The following is a 17,295-nucleotide window of genomic DNA, read 5'->3' as shown; positions in this document are numbered from 1 at the left end:
GTCTCAACGGGTACCTCAGCAGACGGTGGGTCTGTAATCGTCGCTGCTTTGTCCCGATGCGCTGACGGATCGACATCGACAGGGGTTAGCTCACGAGTCAGAATCCCGACTATCACCAACGCTTTCGGGACCGTCGAATCTGGGAGTGTCTCTAGAATCTTTTTGAATCGGTTCCCCACCTGGTAATCAGTACGGTCCGGATTTCGGATTCGATCTCCACCGTCATATTGGAGGGACATCGACTGTTATGCTAACTGACCAGTTCACATATAATATGTTTGTGACTGATTACCCTAATTGAGCTTGTTTCGCCCGAAGTCATGATCAACGGTAAACTGCCCGGCTTCAGTCCCCGCTGTACCGTCCACCAAATGTAGCGAAGTGGTCAACGAGCTCTGCCTGCGCCGCCTCAAGTTCGTCGACTGATCCGATATGTTTGTAGAAAACTGCGTTCGAGTCATAGGGGTTGTCGGAGGTTGAAAGCGACCAGTCTTCCGCTCTCGTGCGGTCAACAACCGCTTGGTCAACAGCTTCGTCAGCACCTTTGACTTTGTAGCCGAACGCTCGCAACGCACCGTCGACATCGGTCCGATCGTATTCCGTCGGGGACATCCAATACAGGTGTACATTCAGTCGCTGCCTGCGATCCGCCGGTGCCTTCGGCCCCTCCATCTCGTGATTAATGCGATGGATCGTGAGCGCCGACCCGGTGCTTCGATTGGTCTTCACGCTAATATCCGTCCCCGGGTCGAAAAGTTCCGGCTGTTCGTCGACCAACGCTTGGTCGAACACGCGGAGGCGTGCCTCGATCTCGTCTTCAAACTGCGAAATCAGTTGGAGTGCCTTCAGGTAGCGATCCGAACGCAACCCCTCGGTCAGAAACTCGTCGGTCATAAGTCGAGTCTCGACCGGAGATATGTTAACTGTTCGTCGAGTGCGTCTGAGACAACGATCGGTCGCACCGTCTCAACGACACCTGATGGGTCGACCATCCGGTCGATCACAGGCTGCGGTTGGAAGCCTGCGATGTGCTGTTCAACCGCCGCACAGAAGAGATACGCGTTTGCTGCCCAGTGATCGTCGACGACATCACCTCGCTGTAGTACCGCTCGAACCGCTGCAGCGACGTCCTGCCAGTACAGGACGGTAATTGGTCCCGATTCGTCCCACACGATCTCACGCGTCCCGTCCGCTTGCTCATCGATACTTGGCGACACAACTGCGTTGAGACGACCACGCTGCCGCTTCGGTAACAGGAGGGCGTGGTTCCATCCCACGTCATCGTAGTGCCGTTCGATGAGTCGCGCCGTCTCCGGAGTTTTCCGATAGTTCTCATCGCCGAGTTTCACTTCGATTGAGACTCCGTAGTCGGGATGCCGAACCAGAATATCTGCCCGGCGTCGCCCACCGTCCTCTTTCGGGAGTCGAGCCTCACGGAGTACTTCGTTCGGTGGGTCGTCACTTGGAACGCCAAACAATTCTCTGACGAGCGCCGCAGATGGTTCAAGTAACTGCGCGAGCCACTGTGACCAGTCTAGTTCACCGCTCGGTCGTACTGGCCCCCTAAGCGTTCGCGTCCCCGTTATGTCCGCAGCCAACGGGTCCGTCTCGAAGGGAACTGCGGATGTTGCCCACCACTCGTTGGATTGTTCAAGTAGGTCAGCGATCTCGATTGCCTTCTGGTGGCCTGCTTTACTGAAGGCATCCCACCAGGAATCGAGCTCGGTCCACCACTCGGTCAATTGGTCTTTGTTCGTGACTTGTAGGGGTGGACTACAGAACCGCGTGGGCTTCGAGTTCAATCCGGCTTGGGCCACTACATCAATCGCTCCCCACTCTTGTTTCGGTGCCCGTAGCACTCTCTCCCGGTCAGACCGATGCGTCCCCGCACCGCTTCCGGAGCCGAGGTACGCCTCAAACCACGGATCAAGACGTGCCCAGTCGCTCGGCTCAACGTCGCTGCTCACAACCCGACAGACTCAACGAAATTATAAAACTGCTTGCCAGGATAGCACACTCTTAACAACCAATTGTAGCTCCGACTAATCTGACTGGGACCGGGTCTTGTGTGCCAGTCAGTAATGATGTTCAAGAGAGGTTGTAGAAGCGTGCGTTCGTCATGCCAGCTCCACGAGTTGGTCTGCTATCGATTTGAGTTCGCCAGCCTCGTCAATCGCATCAAGCCACCGATCAGGAAGCGCCGATGCGCCGAACCGCGCACCTGCGACCGCACCCGCAATCGCCCCGATCGTGTCGGTATCTCCACCGCGATTGACCGCAGTCACGATCGCCTCCTCGGCACTCTCAGTGAACAGCCCATCGTGGAGTGCCGTCTGTAGGGAGTGGACGACGTATCCTGACGTTTCTAACGTGTCTGGTGACTCGCCACGAGCGAGCGGTTGAAGCGCCGTCACAAGCTCACCAGTCGCGTCTGAGCCGACGCTGTCAAGCGCGTCCTGTAGCGGCGTGTCCACGTCGTCGAGGAGGCCCGCCACCGTGAGGTTCAGCACTGCGCAGCCGTACGTACACCGCGGGTCAGCGTGCGTGATCTGCGAGGACTGCCGACTCACCCCCACAAGTCGTTGCCGGTCTGTCGCGTACGGAATGGCAAGCGGTGCGCATCGCATCACACTCCCGTTCCCCGCGTTCTGGCCTTCTCTGCTCTGCTCCCACACGTGCTGGCCTGCTTCGTCCCACTCGTCACCGTGTTTGAGTCGGCTCAACGACCGCCTCGTCATCCCCCCAATATCGAATGGGCCACTGTCATACCACGCGACGAACCGGTCGGCAATGTCCGCCGGATCGAACTTGTGTTGCTCGGCGAGGCTCCGTGCGATACACAGCGCTTGCTCGGTGTCGTCCGTGATCGTCCCAGCGGGCTGGTTCCACGTTCCGTGTCCGATCATCTCGTCGAGCCGCCCGTACTCAGCCCGAATCTCGGACGCAGACATAAACTCAACCGGCCGGCCAAGCGCGTCCCCACAAGCGATTCCACAGAGAACACCACGAGCTCGATCGATATCCATACGTCACACAACACAAGTCCCGACGGAAAGTGTCTGTTGCGAGTTGCCGCTTTGATTATGGTTTGTCGTGCTAGCGTTCAGATTTTGAAGTCAGCGATGAGTGCAGCGTGGTCACTGTAATCGAGTGACTCAGCGTCGTAATAGCAATCGGTCGGAGTCAACTCCTCGGATGCAATAATATGGTCGAAACGACTGTTTCCGAAGCTCTCGTCTAGCGTATCAACATCTCCGTATCCCCATTGATACCGGAATACGTCTACCATCCCGACGTGGCCTAGTCCCTTGAGGATGTTTAGCGCTGCATTTCGCCACCGGTCACGGATCTTTGGATCCTTATCATCAATGTGGAAGACAGCCTGCCCATCGGGTAACTCCTCATCCGGAGAGTTGAAATCGCCTGCGAGAATTCGAAGTTTCTCCTCGCCATTGATGATCCGCTGGAACACCGTCTCGAAGATCTTGATTTTTTCTTCACCCTTCATGCCCCCTGGAACGGCACGTACATTCCAAACCTCGATTTCTACCCCAGCGAGTTCACACGTCGTGACGAGAATTTTCTCAGGATAGTGCGTAGTGAGGTGCTTGATATCCTCATCATCGTAGACTTCATCAAAGAGTTCCAATGGAGAGTGTTCGATACAACTACTATCACGAACGGCCGTCAGATTGCCGTTCGTATGCCCGATATCGTGATGTGGGGGGATTTCACTCTCACGCAGCTCGTTCGCCCACGAGAGTGTGTCGACAACACCATCGTATCCCAACGTATCGGTGACGAGGTCGCGGATCAGTTCCCGTCTGTACTGATTCACCTCATTCAGCAGCAACAAATCCGGCTTCTGTGTTAGGTCGTTGAGATACTCGAACTGCGCCTCGATGTCCTCCTCTGCTTGGTATGGGAACGCACCCTTGACGTTCCACGTGAGAACTCGCATAGATGTGCTATGGTAACAAACTACTAATAACCGCACTTCGAGGGCGTATACCACGACAGGGTCTCGCTTATTTGTTAACCCAAATCTCTCTCAGATGTCCTGCGTTAGGTTTGCTACGCTGATGTTGATGACCACCCGCCAGTACTCACCACTGTATCGACAGCGGTAACTGACCTGCTCGAGGCCGCGACACGCAACACGCGTTCAAGCAGTCACTTCGAACCCTATCAGTCTAGATTCAGCCGCACGTCACCCATCTGCTTCCCACGGGCGACGAGTGTGGTACCGTACTCAGTGCGTGCTTGATCCCATGCCGCGAGCGCCTCGTTGATCGATCCGTGACTCGCAAGAGCTTCGGCGAGCGCGGTTGCATCACCAGCTGCCTTCGCGGTCCCCGCTGCCGTATGCGGGCGGGCAACGAACGCACCATCTCCGAGTAGACACACTCGACCTGTGACCATCGATGGGACCGTCAGGTCGTAAATCGCCTGTACGAAGAGGTCTGGTGTCTCACTAACGAGTGTCTCGAACACGGGCGGGAGCTTCGCTGCGCGATCGCGCTGTCGGTGACGAACCGGTTCGCGCAACTGACCCGGTGAGACGGAGAACCGTTGTTCGGTATCGCTCGTGTCTGTGAATATCGCACCTCGGTCCCGTCCGTCGAGGGTATCGTACCACACCCAGTTGAGCCGACGCGAGCCCGGCTCAGTCTCGCCGTCCGGGCCCGGAATGAAGTACGCGAGAATGAGCTGATCGGCCCCCTGGTAGAACGTGAACATCTCGTCGAACGCCTCGACACATACAGCTGGGAGGGTCGCTTCGTCGACGACGCCACGCCATGCGACGTAGGACGCGAACTCCGGTTCCACGTCGGGATGTAGTTGTGCGCGTGTCGCGGACTGACCACCCTCGGCGGCGACAACCACGTCCGCCGACCGTTCTGTCCCGTCATCGGTCGTGGCCGTGGCCGTCTCGGGCGTCACGCCTGTGACCGTTGTCCCAGTTCGGTACTGCTCGTCGGGGAAGGCGTTGCGGAGCTGTCGATAGAGCGCGTCCCACGACGTGAACACCATCGTTTCGGACACGGCGCGTTCGACGCCGCCGCCCTCCGTGAGAAACCGACGCTCGTGAGACCGCGTCGTGATCTCATCCGGGTCAACGATGTCGTGGTCGCTGAGAAATCGACGGATGTTCTGTTGGGCGACGATCCCGCCGCCGCGGCTTTTGAGCGCCCCTGCCGACCGCTCGTAGATCGTTGGACTGTGGCCCGATCGTGCGAGAGAAATCCCGGTGAAGAGCCCGCCCATCGATCCACCGGAGATGAGTACATCGAGACCGGACACAGACTGATGGGACTGGTCGGTGGACACACTAGTCCGTTACTGCGTGACAGGTGAAAGCCTACGGGTCCATCGAAGCCGCGAGGCTTCCCGTGGCGGTTGCCGATTCACTCCGGGACGTGGTATCTACGGTGCGAGGGGGTCTCAATCAAGCGGCGTAAGGGTAATCATGTCGGAACCGCCGCCGTCGGAGATCCGCGTTATCCACTTGACTAGCCCCTGTCGACGACGCTGTCCGTCGCCACCAAACTACTGGTGTCTATACTCTCCCGCGATCGGGTGCCTGGAGTTCCTCGTCAATGCCAACATCATGCCCGGCGGCGTACCCGTTCAGCTTGGCAGCGATTGGCGATTCCCGCAACTCATCGTCGCCGTATCCCGCCGCCTCAAACGCGTCCATGAGCGAGGAGACGGACCGGAGTTTGTACTTCTGATGGTACTCCTCAGCGGGGTAGAAGCGTGAGAGCTGCTCGATGCGTGTTCCGATCCCATCGGCAGTGAGCCCTCGCGTAGCGAGAAATTCGTCGAGGACTGCTCGTTGGTCTTCCGTCCCAGCAAACACGACATTCTGATACTGTGTTTTTCTGCTCTGGTGCTGTGGGTTGTGCGACTCGAACACCCGATTCAGAAGGTCTCGATACGCTACCGTGTCGGGATCGAACTCAACTTGGACCACTTCCGTGTGGTCGCCTAACGCGTGATACGTCGGATCGTGCTTTGTACCGCCGGCGTAGCCGACCCGGGTGCGAACGACGCCGTCCATCGCACCGAACTGGGCATCAGGCCCCCAGAAACAGCCGATTCCGAACGTCGCCGTGGCAGTCTCCGCACTATCCATCGCACGGCGGTCGTACTCGCGTATCTGTGTTTGTGTGAGCGTCATTGAAGTCACCAGCCTCGAAAGTCGCCGGAGCGCGGGTCGTGGATCCCACCGCATCTACCATCAGTTAGGCTCGCAGCCGTATATGCTGAGCGTCGAGATTCGGTGCAGTCGGCGGCGGAAAGACATTCTCGGCGTCGTGAGTTGCTGTGGGGGCACTCGGCAGATCGGAGCATCCTCACTACCCTTTTCGAGATCATATCCTAAGCTGGTTTACCCAAAGAACGCGAAACCTTAGCGGTTGAGGAAAAGGATTGATCGGTTGTGAAATCTGTCTCAAAGAGCTCGAACCACCTTTGAGGAGATAATGATCTGGAAGCAAACAGTTTATAGTCATGTGATCATCATCAACAATTCATGATTGATGACTGATTCTACTCTATCGTATGACTCTCTTCCTATCAGAAACATACGCCCCATTCGGAGAATCGGAGCAATTCTGTTTGTCGCTACCCTCCCATCTGTTATTGCGATTAGCGTATTTATCAGTGGATTCTCATTCGCCAACGAACCATCTTGGATTTGGAGTGGATCGCTGATTGTTCTGACGGCGGTTCTGATCTGGAAAACTGTGGTTGCAGACGCACAGGCAATCAGTGACGAAACCCACTGGGACATGTCTGCCACCCGATGGGCCGCGTTGGCTGTTGGAATCCCTATTATCGGCTCTGCCGTGTACCTTCACAAACGGGACTCTGTGGTAACGAGCGCCCGTGAGAAGCGGTTTCACGAAATGTGCGATCAGTTTGAGGACCGTCTGTTGAACCTTCTCAATCGTATGCAACCCTATCTTGACACGGAGTCATACCTAACCGGGCATGATCAAGAGACATTAACGTCAAGATCTGCCACGCTACAGGCGGAGTTGGGAGCGCTTCGGTCATCGGTCGAAGAGACCACTGGGATCGCAACCGCACACCCACTGATCCGGGGATTTGAACGTAATCTTGCAGAAGTTGGTCAGTTACTCACGAACCGCGACAGGTACAACGACCGCTTCGTCGAGAGTGAACTCAGACGGAGGCAATCATTTTTTGATGCTGTTGGACAGGATGAGACGACACTTGATCGGGATCAGCGGGAAGCAGTTATTCGAAATGATTCATACAACCGTGTTATTGCTGGCGCTGGGACCGGCAAAACGCTTGTACTGACGACTCGTGTTGCGTACCTTGTCAAATATCAGGATGTAGACCCCGCAGATATTCTCGTCGTGACGTTTCTCAACGAGGCTGCCGAAGAATTGCAACGGCGACTACGTGAAGAGTTCGATATTACGGGGATCAAGGCCTCAACGCTACACTCCTTCGGTTACTCAGTTATTACGAATACAACTGGTGGAAGACCAGACGTGTTTGATGGTGATGACCTGGAGCATCTCGTCGATGATGTTCTTGAGCAACGTACAGAACTCGTCCCGGAGACGTTCTATGAGCACTTCTCGAATTTTCTTCTCCAAAGTGAGTTACCCACCGTTAGCGAGACAGATTTTGAGACAAAAGAGGAGTTTGTTGAACACCTCCGACGCGAGGAGTATGAAACATTACGTGGTGAGAAGGTCAAATCGCGCGCTGAGAAGCTCATTGCCGACTTTCTATATGTCCATCAAATCGACTACAAGTACGAATATCGGGCAGACCTAGATCAGTCACATTCACAGGGAGACCAGACAGGGACTGATTCGGAATCTACAGACTCCGACGCTGATAGGCCTACGGAAATCAGCGCATATCGGCCTGATTTCTACCTCCCAGAAGCCGAGATTTGGATCGAACATTACGGTATTGACGAAGATGGCCAGGTCGCAGATTGGTTTACGCAATCAAGCGAAGAATACATCGAGAAAATCCACTGGGCTCGAGAGGTGTTCGATGACCGTGACGCCGTTCTCCTCGAAACGTATCAGTTTGAATTTGATACGGGCCGGTTACGCCAAGCTCTCACGCACCGACTCACACATCATCATGTCTCACTCGATCGACGGTCTCATGAAGAACTCGTGAATGAGACATACGAGATTCACAACCGCAATATCCCAATTCAGCAGATGTTCACCCGATTTATTGAACTTGCTCGAACGTTCGAAATTGAGCCTTCGGAAATCCCGTCCCGCCTCTCGATAGATCAATCCTCCCAGTATTATTTCGGCATGTGTGGGGGGCTCTTGTTGAACGCGTACGAAACTCGGTTGAGAGAATCAGGGAATATCGATTTTACCGATATGATCTACGAAGCAGCATCACTACTCTCAACCGGAGCAGACCCCGCTACTCCTGGCTATGAACACGTTCTTGTCGACGAGTTTCAAGACATCGGCCAAGACCAATTACAGCTTATCGCACAGCTATCTGGGCCAGATAATGCGCAGCTATTTGCGGTCGGTGATGACTGGCAGAGTATCTACTCGTTCCAAGGTGCTGTTGTCGACCTCTTCATTAATTTTGAAGAGCGGTTCGAGTACACTGCCACTACTACACTCGATACAAATTACCGATCCCCCTCACAACTCGTCAAAGCGAGTGTTGAGCTGATCGAACAAAACGAGAATCAACTTGTCAAGCAGACGACTGCGGCTTCAGACGCCCCTGCCGCCGTCGTCAAACACCTTCTGGGTGGCTACCGCGAGTATGACTACGTAAAGTACACTGCCGAGCTCGTGGCCCACCTCGTCGCCGATTACATAGACAGTGGTTGTGATCCAAACGAGATTATGGTGCTCTGCCGGTATGACGACGCCGTTAGCCACCTTGATGCTGTCCGCAAGCGACTTCATGACCGGTCAATTCCATATACAAGCGGTAGCGACCAGCAGGACGGTGTCACTGTTTGTTCTGTCCACCAAGCGAAAGGCCGTGAGGCGGATCACGTCATCGTGACCCACGCCTCTGAAGATGGCATGGGCTTTCCTGCCACTGATCGGAACTCAGAGTTACTTGAACCCGTTCGAGAGGTCGATATGAATACGCTTTCCGAAGAGCGTCGCCTCTTTTACGTTGCCATCACCCGGAGCGCACGGACGCTTGATGTCATCACGAAGTCGAATCAAGAGGACCAATCACGCTTTATCGACGAGATCGACCAGTACGTCGATACAGCGACAAATGCCGACCGTATTGTGTCGCTTGATCCCACGGGGAATCAAAACACGCTCCAAGCCCGAGTCGCCCATCTCTGGGACGACACACACGCGAAGAAACATCAAGGCGGTGTACTTGAGGACCACACTGATTCAGTCAAAGTCGTCTCCTGGGCAAGTGCTGACCCACCCACAGTAGAGAGCGATACTTGGTATCGGTTCGAGAATATCAGCGTTAACGAGTACAAAGGTGATCCGCAGGTAGTGATCAACGGATTCAGTGAACTAACTGAGATTGAGCCCGAGGATGCGCGAGTGGATGTCGAAACAATTCACTATCAATTGTCTCAGGACGATTCTTCAGGTGATACCCCTACCGAGCTGAAAGCAACTGAGGAGGAGTGAAGAGAATCTTCGCCGGCCCAGTCCACTGGTACTTTATGTGATCTGTAATATTATATATCTGTGTCAGAAACAACGCTAGAGACTCACCTCCAAGATATCGAGGAGCGGTTAGCTGGTGTTGATCGTCCTCCGACAACGACATTAGATATTCTCGGAGAAGCTAAACGCGAACGGTACTGGGAGGACTTGCTGGTTTACTTTCTAGATTCGAGTAATCCTCACGGGTTTGGATCAGATGTACTTCAGGCCTTCTTGAACGCAATTACAGCCCATGACAGTACGTCACTCTCGTCGACGCGATCTGATCTCGGGCAAATTGAGGTCCACTCCCAGGTCCCGACAGAAGACGGCGTCTTTGACATCCTGTTGTGGTGTGAGGATGCGTGGTATGTCGTTATCGAACTGAAAGTCGATGCAGCAGAAACAGGGGTCCAAACGAGACGATATGCCCAAGCAACTGAGCTTGGCGATCTCGATGTCAGCCAACACGATGGTGTGAGTGAGTATGTGTATCTCGCTCCCGGGAATGCGCGTTCATCAAAATCAGAGACGTTCGTCGATATCTCTTGGGAGTCTGTCGTTCCCTACTTTGAGGACGTATTACGAACGAGCCATGGGCAGTACCCATCGAAAAGCTACGCACAGTTCGCTGATTATCTCGATACAATCCAACAGACACTCAACATGGACGACTTCACCACCATCTCCGACGAGACGAAACTCTACACTGAATACGCAGACACTATCGACCGCCTAGTCCAAGCATACGAAGATGATAAAAATAAGGTGTTCAATCGCCTCGAAACAGCGTTCTTCGGTGAATTAGATGGTGATCATGAGGAATGGACCGTCAACAACCGGCCTAATACGTATATCAACTTCGCTAAAAAAGACTGGGGTAACGTTGCAGGCAGCGTGACAATCGAATATGAACTCCACGTCCATCTCAACCGTGACCACCCAGACATCCGCCTCCGACTTGACATTGAACGTGGAGACAAACAGCAGATTCGACAGCAACTCCACACCAAACTCAACGAAAATGAATTGGACCGTCTAGAGAATAATGGCTGGGAGATCGTCGATAGCAGTTACGCATACTTCGCCAAGTCTGTCCCATTAGACACGGAGCAGCCAGATGACTCAATTCGGAATGCCATCCAAACGCTCCATTCGTTCCGCCAGATCGTGGAGCCATCTCTCACTGATATCGTGGCCGACCACCAGACGCAATAGCTGATCTCTGGCTCTGTTGAAATCCTCTCCCTCAGATATACCCTCGCCTGAAACATCCGGTCATTGAGAGCTGTTTGTAGAATCTTCTAATGTAGTCGTAGCGACACAGCTTATTCAGTAACCGGTCCCTGTCTGCCTCAATTGGTTCCAACAGTACGGTATCCCTCAAACACGGCACACACAAGTCCCCCCGCGTTATCACGACCACACCACAAAAAAATCCGCCTGAACGCGGACTACTCCTCGGTATCGTCCCGCAACGCGTCGAGCGCCTCCTCTAACAGCTGTTGGACGCTCTCCGCATCAGTCGCCTCGTCAACCGCATCCTCTTGATCCACCTCGCCAACTGGCTCACCTGTATCTGACACGATCTCCGCGGCTGGGTCCTCGCCCCCATCAGCAGTCACCTCGCTCGCCCGCACCGCCGCATTCCGTATCGCCTCTGCTTCCTCCGGCCCTCTCGCCGCTGTCGACGAGTCCCCCTTACTTGACGCCTCCTTGGAGACCCGTGGCCGCCCGCCGCGACTGAACGCGTCAATCGGGAAATCATACATTTTCGAACGCTTCTCTTTGTAGATCGTCCCCCGCCGCGAGACGTCGAACACCTCCATCACCGTCTGTCGGTCACACCCACGGTCAAGCGCTCGCCGTACGAGCTCGTCTTCTGTCCGTTGCACAAGCAATTTGTGATCATCAGGAATGTGGCCACGAGCACCCGTCACGATATCATCGAGGAGTCCCCACTCCTGCGAAGCGATGTCTTTGGTCACGAGCGGCTCTGTTCGCTCAGGTACCTTGTTATCGAGGCCGCCTAAATGCCACAACCGCTCTCGAACCGCCATGAGTGACATCTCGGCTGTTAATCGCTCGGCAATCGCCCCCGTGCGGAGCGGGCCGTTGTCATTGAGGATCCGCAGAATCTCGTAATCGTGGGACAGCAACTCTTTGTCATCGGCCTCCGTCAGCCGGATGGGTACATCGCTTGACTTGCCCCGCTTGTGATGCCACGAGTGGCAACTCCGGCACAACGTGAGGAGGTTCGCTAGGTCGTGTTCACCAACATCGTCCGGGTCCCGATCGGCGTGGTGGACCTCGAGGTCTGCCAGGCCGCCAGCGGCTGGCGCTTTCGCGTTACAGGCCCGACAGCGATACCGATCGCGTTCAAGTACCTTCTTTTGGGTCGACGGATCAACCGTCTCGTTTCGTTCCGCGCTTGGGTTCATCGACGCCGTCTCTAACTGGTCCGACGGGGCGTCGCCGTCGGCACCCTCCTCGCCCGCGGTCTTCTCAGTATCTGTTCCGTCAACCGTCTTCTCGTCGTCTGAATTGCTCATGGATATCGCTCTGTGTTCGCTGTCGCACGCACTGCGACCGGCAGCATCGCTCCTCCCTGTGGTGTATCACTTCAAATCGGCACCCCCGCTGTGGGGACTACACGCGCCGCGACCGCTCACCGAGCCAGACTCACGCGTCCCGTGTCGGCGAGAGTGATTTGACGTTGAAGTCCGCTTTCGAGCAGTAGCGCTCAGCAACTCGGCCAAGCGCCCGTGTGCGAAGCACGTCCGCAACATTATGCAACACGAGCGGCGCGAACTGTCCGTCCTCGAACGCCGTCACCGCTTCTGCGCTGTCGTCGAACGGGTCCACCTCGCTGTCAGTTCCATCACACAACACCTCGTATGCCGTCACGAGTCCACTGTGCTCGGTCCCGTCAACCGTCGTGTTGAACCGATCTGTGACGAGCGGCATCACGTCCGCGTACGGCACGTCCACGAACGGCCACGCCAGCTCACGCTGCGCGTACCGCGTCCTGAGGAACGGCAGATCGAACCCTCCACTCCATCGCTCGCCGTTGTACGCGATGAGCAGTTGCTCTCCATCATGGATCCGCTCCGCAACGAACTCGGACACCGCGACTAGCAGCGCATGCTCAGACGCGTGCGTCGAGATACGGACAAGAGTCTCCGAGATACCCGCCTCGACAGCGGATTCAATACTGGCTGCCTCTCGCCCGTCAGTCTGTACGAACACCCGCACGCCCATCGGCATCGCAAACCCGACGACCGTTAGCTCATCGTCGACGTCGAAGCCGGTCGTCTCAATGTCGAACGCCACCTGCTCGAGCATCAGGCCACCCCCTCCCGCGCTGGCACACGATCGTGTTCGGCCGGCCGCACTCGCAGCTCACCGAAGCCGAATCGCGCGTGTGTTCCCAGCCGCAACACGCCATTCTTTGCCGTCTCTACTGGGTCGCTCCCGCCGTAGCCGACCATCTGTCCGTGATCGACCGTCGCCAGTTCATATGTGATCTCCCCAGCGAGTCGCTCCTCGCGGCGACGCAATCGGCGGTCGCGCGTCGGCGCATCGCTTCCCATGCCCGTAACCGACGTATCCCACCACCAGGGTACCGATTGGGCGTCCGCGTCCGGTGCCTCACTTTGGAGGACGTACGGTGTCACCAGCTCGATGGTGTACGCGTCGTGCCCGCGTAACCCGTCAAAGGAGAGGGCGTCGAGCTCAACAACCTGGGAGTCCACGAGCGAGACTTCCCCAAACCCGTAGTTCCGAGCACCGCCCAGCTGAATCCCATCGAGCACGGTCGCATCAAGCGGGAGTATGCCCTCGCGCTCGCTGTGGAGATACGCGTGGACGTACCATTTCACTCGGCGTTTTGAATTCCGCTGGTGTTCGGGGACGCCAAAGAATGACTCCGGCGCGACCGTCAGCCGTCCCCCGTGTGATTGGCGATCCATCGTGTTCTGCGCGTCGCGCGGCCGAGAGGGCTGTAGCCATCGCTGGGCCGCATCCCGAAACAGGAACAGGTCCTCGTACGACTCAACCGGTGGGAGTGAGCCGCCGAGTTTGCCGGCATACCCTTTCTGTGAGTGTGATTCTGGGTAGGAGCCGTACTCTGACGGCGCGAAGATGCCGTGGCTCACTTGGAGGTCGCGTCGCGTCCGGTCGTCGACGTCCCCCGCAATCGCCTGAAACAACGCGTGGCCCGACACGTGATATGGTCGCCCCGCATACGGGGTCGACAATTCGAACACCACCTGTTGGATCGTGGTCATGCTACACCCCCCTCTCTTCGAGTGGAGATTGTAACACGTTCACGTACCACTTGACCGTTGGCTGTGGTGGATCGACCCGCCCACAGCAGGCACCCACGATCGGTTGAAGCGTACAGTGGCGTCGCCCGCCATCGGCACGCACGCACCGGTCCGGCATGCTGGCTCGCAGCCCGTCCCGCGGATTCACGGCCCGACCATTTCGCTGGGGCGCTGGGGTGTGGGTTCGCTTGGCTTCGCCCGAGTGTGCGGTGATCTGCGCCCCCACCTGTCGGCGGACTTCGTCGAGTCGACAGTGGCGCGTGCGCTTCCGGGCGGGGCAGCGACCGTCGACGCCCACCTACTGGCGACACAAGCGGACCAACAGCCTGCCCAACGGACTCACCGCCTGACCATATCGGTAGGCCGGGGTCGGTAGCCAGCCAGTCACGAACGTGTCGGCGGGTCACTCGCTCACCCCCACAGTGCCGCGCGTATCCTCCGCGACAGCATCCTCGATGTACTGTAGCGCTGTCGACCACGATCTGATTCGGCGGAGTTGTGCGTCGACGTGACGCCACCACTGCGCTTCACGGCCCAAGGGCGACCCAGACACCCGATTCCACACGTCAGCAAACGATTCAGCCGGGGCCGGGCCAAGCCACGCTGCTGGTCCGTCTGGTGACGCCGTCAGTCGCATCGTCATCGCCTCCGTCCACAGGATGGTTCGATGTGGGTCTACGGCATCCGCGTCGAGCGCCGCCTGCTGTCTCGCTTTTTGATCTGCGTTCCGCGGTGGTGCGTCCGCTGCTGGCTCGACAGTCAGATACAACTCGCCGAACGATTGGCCGGCTTGGTACGCATCGAGCAACGCGGCCACCAGCAACACGTGGTACTTGAGCGATGAGTACGGGCAATACACTGACTCGTTCACCAGTGCCGCCGTCTCACTCGTCAGCCACGCTGCGTGGAGCTCGTCGGGGCTTCCATCGATCAACGGCTTGATCGCGGCATCTTGGACGGGGACCGCGTCGTCGGCACGTACTGATCCGGTGAGCAACGACAGCCGCGCCGGCGTCGCGTGATTCGCTACCGTCTGTTCGGGTTCCCCAACTGGCCGGCTCAGCAACGCCGCATCTCGATCTGCCTGCAGCGGGACTGAGTCGTTGACCGGGACGCCGAACAACGCGTCACGTCCTGATCCGTGCTGGCGGCCGCGCAGTTTGTGGACGTCGTGTCGGTACGCTCTCCGGAGATCGACACTCGTTGAGTCACTCGCCTCCGCCATCGGCATCAGGGCTCCCCCATGCCGTTCACGCGCTCTTGGAGCGGCTTCACGAACTGCTGGCGCACCGACTCTCGCCACAGGTCGTCTTTGTACGTCATCCCTGAGGTGGCGTCCTGCGCGCGATTGTACACCCGCTTGATTTCCGCATCGGTGTAGAGCGGGTTGATGACGCGCGCATCGACCATGCCCGCCCCGAAATTCCGCGCGCCGCCCAGTTGGAGTTCGAACTCCTCGCTATGGGCGTCCAAGTAGTCGACGGCCTCGACGAGGAGGCCGACGTACTCCGGTTTCAGCTCTCGTAGCGACAGTTTCCACGTCCCCACGAGGTTGCCGACGACGTCTCGGGACGCCATCCGCAGCGGTTGCCCGTCGTCCTCGCTGTTGCGTGAGCGCACCTGGGTGTTCAGTTGGCGGTAGTGCGCTTCCGCCTCTCCTTGGAGGACGTCGACCTGCCGCCGGATCGGCGAGAAGCGAATCGGGCGGCGGACGAGGCGTCCCGCCCGGTCGTTGAACCCGCCGAACAGGTCGTACAGGACGCAGCCGGCGTCCCCATCGACACACGAGCCTTTCTCGTGGTACCCGGCGTCGAGGTCGCGCTCGTACACGTCATCGAGCATGTAGTCCGCGTTCGCTTCGCCCGGGTGACACGCCGTCCCGCCCGCTACCTGTATCACGCGCTCACAGCCGTGTCGGAGCCAGCCCGACAGTGGGAACGGCGACACCATCCCGCCGATTTGGTTCTGTGGGTCGTCCGCCTCGTACCGATCCGCAGAGGCGTGCTGGCGATCAGTGACGATCCCATCACCTGGTGCGAGCAGTGGGATTTCGAGGCCCACGTACAGGTCCGGCAGTGTGAGCGCCTCGATATCGTCTGGGAGTGACATCTCGTGATCGAGGTGCGCCGTGTCGAACGTCGGCGGCATTACTCGTCATCCCCCTGGTTGGTCGCGTATCGATAGTCCTCCTCGTCGTGGTCGCACTGGTGTGTCGTGTCCACTTGGGAGTAATCGGCCGTGTGTTCACTCGTCCACTCAACCTGTTCCGACCACCTCTCGTCGGCTTTTTCAAGCGTGAGTGTCGGACCGTCCTCAGGGATGTCCTGGCGAAGGGGGTCGAGGTCGCGCGTCGGCACCTCACCGATCGTGTGGGCATCGCTTGATTTGGGTCGGCTCGCCACAATTGGTTCCGGTGCGATAACCACCAGCCACGATGATTGGGTCGCCACGTCGGTACACAGGCCGATTCGGCCCGTGATGATGAGTTCGTCCACGCCACGCATGAACTCCGTCGGATGCGCGTGCTCGTCCGCCCCGCACATCACGTATCCGATTTCAAAACTGGGGTTGCCAGCCGCCCGGAAGGCATACGCGGTCAGCTCGTCGCCTTCCCGGAGCTTGCGGTCGCAGACCTGACACGCCGCCGGCCCTTCCCCGAGCGCATAAAATTCTACTTGACTTATTTCTTCAACTAACTGATCGACGTTCTCTTGGCCGCTGAAGCTCTTCTTTGTCATGGGTTCTTACTTTCTAGGGTGGGAACCCGGTCCGCGTGCGCCAACACGCGGGCTTTCTAGCCGACTGCCCCATTGGGACCGAGTGTTCAACCTCTTCTACTATCTTTGCTCATTTATACTTAACGGATAGTAAAGGAGGTAAGTATTTACATATATGTATGATGAGAGATAATAGGAACCAGACAAGACATAACGTAAGTATGCCCCTGAGAATCGACGAGAATACTGAGAAAGTAATTGATGAGTTTGTATCCAAAGGCAATCTCACAACAGGTGCACTTGTTGATTTCACAGATTTATCGAGGCCGACCGTTACAAAAAGGCTAGATAGACTTCATGCTGCGGAGTTTATTGAATATGTTCACGAACCGACGGCACTCTGGCAGCTCATTGAAGACCCCAGATCGGATTAGGTCTCCTCTCAAACTCGCTTGCTCTCTTCGTGGAGTGGCTACCTCTGTGCTCGAACATTCACAAATCGATCCGTGTTACTGTTTATACGGATGTGAACCATTACGGACCTATTTCATGTAGGAACAGTTCTGCTTG

At 56.9% G+C, this 17,295-nt stretch carries 15 protein-coding genes; 3 read left to right on the top strand and 12 right to left on the bottom strand.

Annotated features, from left to right (window positions below; genetic code table 11):
* Positions 1-345: 345 nt before the first annotated feature.
* The 6 genes from C464_RS05415 to msrA form a co-directional block, all read right to left on the bottom strand.
* Positions 346-894 carry a hypothetical protein gene (locus C464_RS05415; protein WP_006112611.1) on the bottom strand — a complete coding sequence of 183 codons (549 nt, stop codon included), beginning with the start codon at positions 892-894 and terminating at the stop codon, positions 346-348.
* On the bottom strand, positions 891-1,967 hold the full coding sequence (locus C464_RS19590; protein ID WP_239640202.1) for a hypothetical protein: 1,077 nt from the start codon (positions 1,965-1,967) through the stop codon (positions 891-893). Before C464_RS19590 ends, C464_RS05415 begins: the two co-directional genes overlap by 4 nt.
* 150 nt (positions 1,968-2,117) lie before the next feature.
* A complete protein-coding gene (locus C464_RS05410) occupies positions 2,118-3,026 on the bottom strand; it encodes an ADP-ribosylglycohydrolase family protein (protein ID WP_049910882.1) in 909 nt (302 codons plus the stop codon).
* A gap of 77 nt (positions 3,027-3,103) precedes the next feature.
* Positions 3,104-3,961 carry an endonuclease/exonuclease/phosphatase family protein gene (locus C464_RS05405; RefSeq protein WP_006112607.1) on the bottom strand — a complete coding sequence of 286 codons (858 nt, stop codon included), beginning with the start codon at positions 3,959-3,961 and terminating at the stop codon, positions 3,104-3,106.
* 227 nt (positions 3,962-4,188) lie between these two features.
* Positions 4,189-5,331 carry an FAD binding domain-containing protein gene (locus tag C464_RS05400; protein WP_080510409.1) on the bottom strand — a complete coding sequence of 381 codons (1,143 nt, stop codon included), beginning with the start codon at positions 5,329-5,331 and terminating at the stop codon, positions 4,189-4,191.
* A gap of 229 nt (positions 5,332-5,560) precedes the next feature.
* Positions 5,561-6,184, bottom strand: a complete 624-nt coding sequence (msrA, locus tag C464_RS05395) for a peptide-methionine (S)-S-oxide reductase MsrA (protein ID WP_006112605.1) — start codon at positions 6,182-6,184, stop codon at positions 5,561-5,563.
* Between the two features lie 361 nt (positions 6,185-6,545).
* Here msrA and C464_RS05390 point away from each other — a divergent pair, with 361 nt between their 5' ends.
* Together C464_RS05390 and C464_RS17385 are read left to right on the top strand one after the other, a co-directional pair.
* On the top strand, positions 6,546-9,662 hold the full coding sequence (locus C464_RS05390) for a UvrD-helicase domain-containing protein (RefSeq protein WP_080510408.1): 3,117 nt from the start codon (positions 6,546-6,548) through the stop codon (positions 9,660-9,662).
* A 60-nt stretch (positions 9,663-9,722) separates the two neighbouring features.
* The gene (locus C464_RS17385; protein WP_239640201.1) at positions 9,723-10,898 is read left to right on the top strand and encodes a PD-(D/E)XK nuclease family protein; all 1,176 of its coding nucleotides are present in this window, start codon (positions 9,723-9,725) and stop codon (positions 10,896-10,898) included.
* Between the two features lie 236 nt (positions 10,899-11,134).
* Here C464_RS17385 and C464_RS05380 read toward each other — a convergent pair whose 3' ends face one another.
* The 6 genes from C464_RS05380 to C464_RS05355 all read right to left on the bottom strand — a co-directional run bounded on the left by C464_RS05380 (position 11,135) and on the right by C464_RS05355 (position 16,746).
* Positions 11,135-12,232, bottom strand: coding sequence for an HNH endonuclease (locus C464_RS05380; RefSeq protein WP_006112601.1), 1,098 nt, complete (start codon positions 12,230-12,232; stop codon positions 11,135-11,137).
* Between the two features lie 130 nt (positions 12,233-12,362).
* A complete protein-coding gene (locus tag C464_RS05375) occupies positions 12,363-13,025 on the bottom strand; it encodes a 3'-5' exonuclease family protein (RefSeq protein ID WP_006112600.1) in 663 nt (220 codons plus the stop codon).
* Positions 13,025-13,969: a hypothetical protein gene (locus tag C464_RS05370; RefSeq protein ID WP_006112598.1), complete on the bottom strand. Its 945-nt coding sequence runs from the start codon at positions 13,967-13,969 to the stop codon at positions 13,025-13,027. Before C464_RS05370 ends, C464_RS05375 begins: the two co-directional genes overlap by 1 nt.
* Positions 13,970-14,411: 442 nt before the next feature.
* The gene (locus C464_RS05365) at positions 14,412-15,239 is read right to left on the bottom strand and encodes a hypothetical protein (protein WP_006112597.1); all 828 of its coding nucleotides are present in this window, start codon (positions 15,237-15,239) and stop codon (positions 14,412-14,414) included.
* On the bottom strand, positions 15,239-16,156 hold the full coding sequence (locus C464_RS05360) for a hypothetical protein (protein ID WP_006112595.1): 918 nt from the start codon (positions 16,154-16,156) through the stop codon (positions 15,239-15,241). Before C464_RS05360 ends, C464_RS05365 begins: the two co-directional genes overlap by 1 nt.
* Positions 16,156-16,746 carry a hypothetical protein gene (locus tag C464_RS05355; protein WP_006112594.1) on the bottom strand — a complete coding sequence of 197 codons (591 nt, stop codon included), beginning with the start codon at positions 16,744-16,746 and terminating at the stop codon, positions 16,156-16,158. The genes C464_RS05360 and C464_RS05355 overlap by 1 nt, the downstream gene beginning before the upstream one ends.
* Before the next feature lie 200 nt (positions 16,747-16,946).
* Between C464_RS05355 and C464_RS17380 the strand changes: the two genes are divergently transcribed.
* Positions 16,947-17,159 carry a MarR family transcriptional regulator gene (locus C464_RS17380; RefSeq protein WP_006112593.1) on the top strand — a complete coding sequence of 71 codons (213 nt, stop codon included), beginning with the start codon at positions 16,947-16,949 and terminating at the stop codon, positions 17,157-17,159.
* The last annotated feature ends 136 nt before the right edge of the window (positions 17,160-17,295 follow it).

Origin of the sequence: Halorubrum coriense DSM 10284 (assembly GCF_000337035.1) — an archaeon.
Taxonomy (GTDB): domain Archaea; phylum Halobacteriota; class Halobacteria; order Halobacteriales; family Haloferacaceae; genus Halorubrum; species Halorubrum coriense.
This window is presented reverse-complemented; position numbering and strand designations above follow the sequence as displayed.

What these genes read in the sequence shown, in the direction of transcription:
- C464_RS05415 (WP_006112611.1), bottom strand. Translation starts at nt 894, where the DNA reads ATGACCGACGAGTTTCTGACCGAGGGGTTGCGTTCGGATCGCTACCTG.
- C464_RS05410 (WP_049910882.1), bottom strand. Translation starts at nt 3,026, where the DNA reads ATGGATATCGATCGAGCTCGTGGTGTTCTCTGTGGAATCGCTTGTGGG.
- C464_RS05405 (WP_006112607.1), bottom strand. Translation starts at nt 3,961, where the DNA reads ATGCGAGTTCTCACGTGGAACGTCAAGGGTGCGTTCCCATACCAAGCA.
- msrA (WP_006112605.1), bottom strand. Translation starts at nt 6,184, where the DNA reads ATGACGCTCACACAAACACAGATACGCGAGTACGACCGCCGTGCGATG.
- C464_RS05390 (WP_080510408.1), top strand. Translation starts at nt 6,546, where the DNA reads ATGACTGATTCTACTCTATCGTATGACTCTCTTCCTATCAGAAACATA.
- C464_RS05380 (WP_006112601.1), bottom strand. Translation starts at nt 12,232, where the DNA reads ATGAGCAATTCAGACGACGAGAAGACGGTTGACGGAACAGATACTGAG.
- C464_RS05375 (WP_006112600.1), bottom strand. Translation starts at nt 13,025, where the DNA reads ATGCTCGAGCAGGTGGCGTTCGACATTGAGACGACCGGCTTCGACGTC.
- C464_RS05370 (WP_006112598.1), bottom strand. Translation starts at nt 13,969, where the DNA reads ATGACCACGATCCAACAGGTGGTGTTCGAATTGTCGACCCCGTATGCG.
- C464_RS05365 (WP_006112597.1), bottom strand. Translation starts at nt 15,239, where the DNA reads ATGCCGATGGCGGAGGCGAGTGACTCAACGAGTGTCGATCTCCGGAGA.
- C464_RS05360 (WP_006112595.1), bottom strand. Translation starts at nt 16,156, where the DNA reads ATGCCGCCGACGTTCGACACGGCGCACCTCGATCACGAGATGTCACTC.
- C464_RS05355 (WP_006112594.1), bottom strand. Translation starts at nt 16,746, where the DNA reads ATGACAAAGAAGAGCTTCAGCGGCCAAGAGAACGTCGATCAGTTAGTT.
- C464_RS17380 (WP_006112593.1), top strand. Translation starts at nt 16,947, where the DNA reads ATGCCCCTGAGAATCGACGAGAATACTGAGAAAGTAATTGATGAGTTT.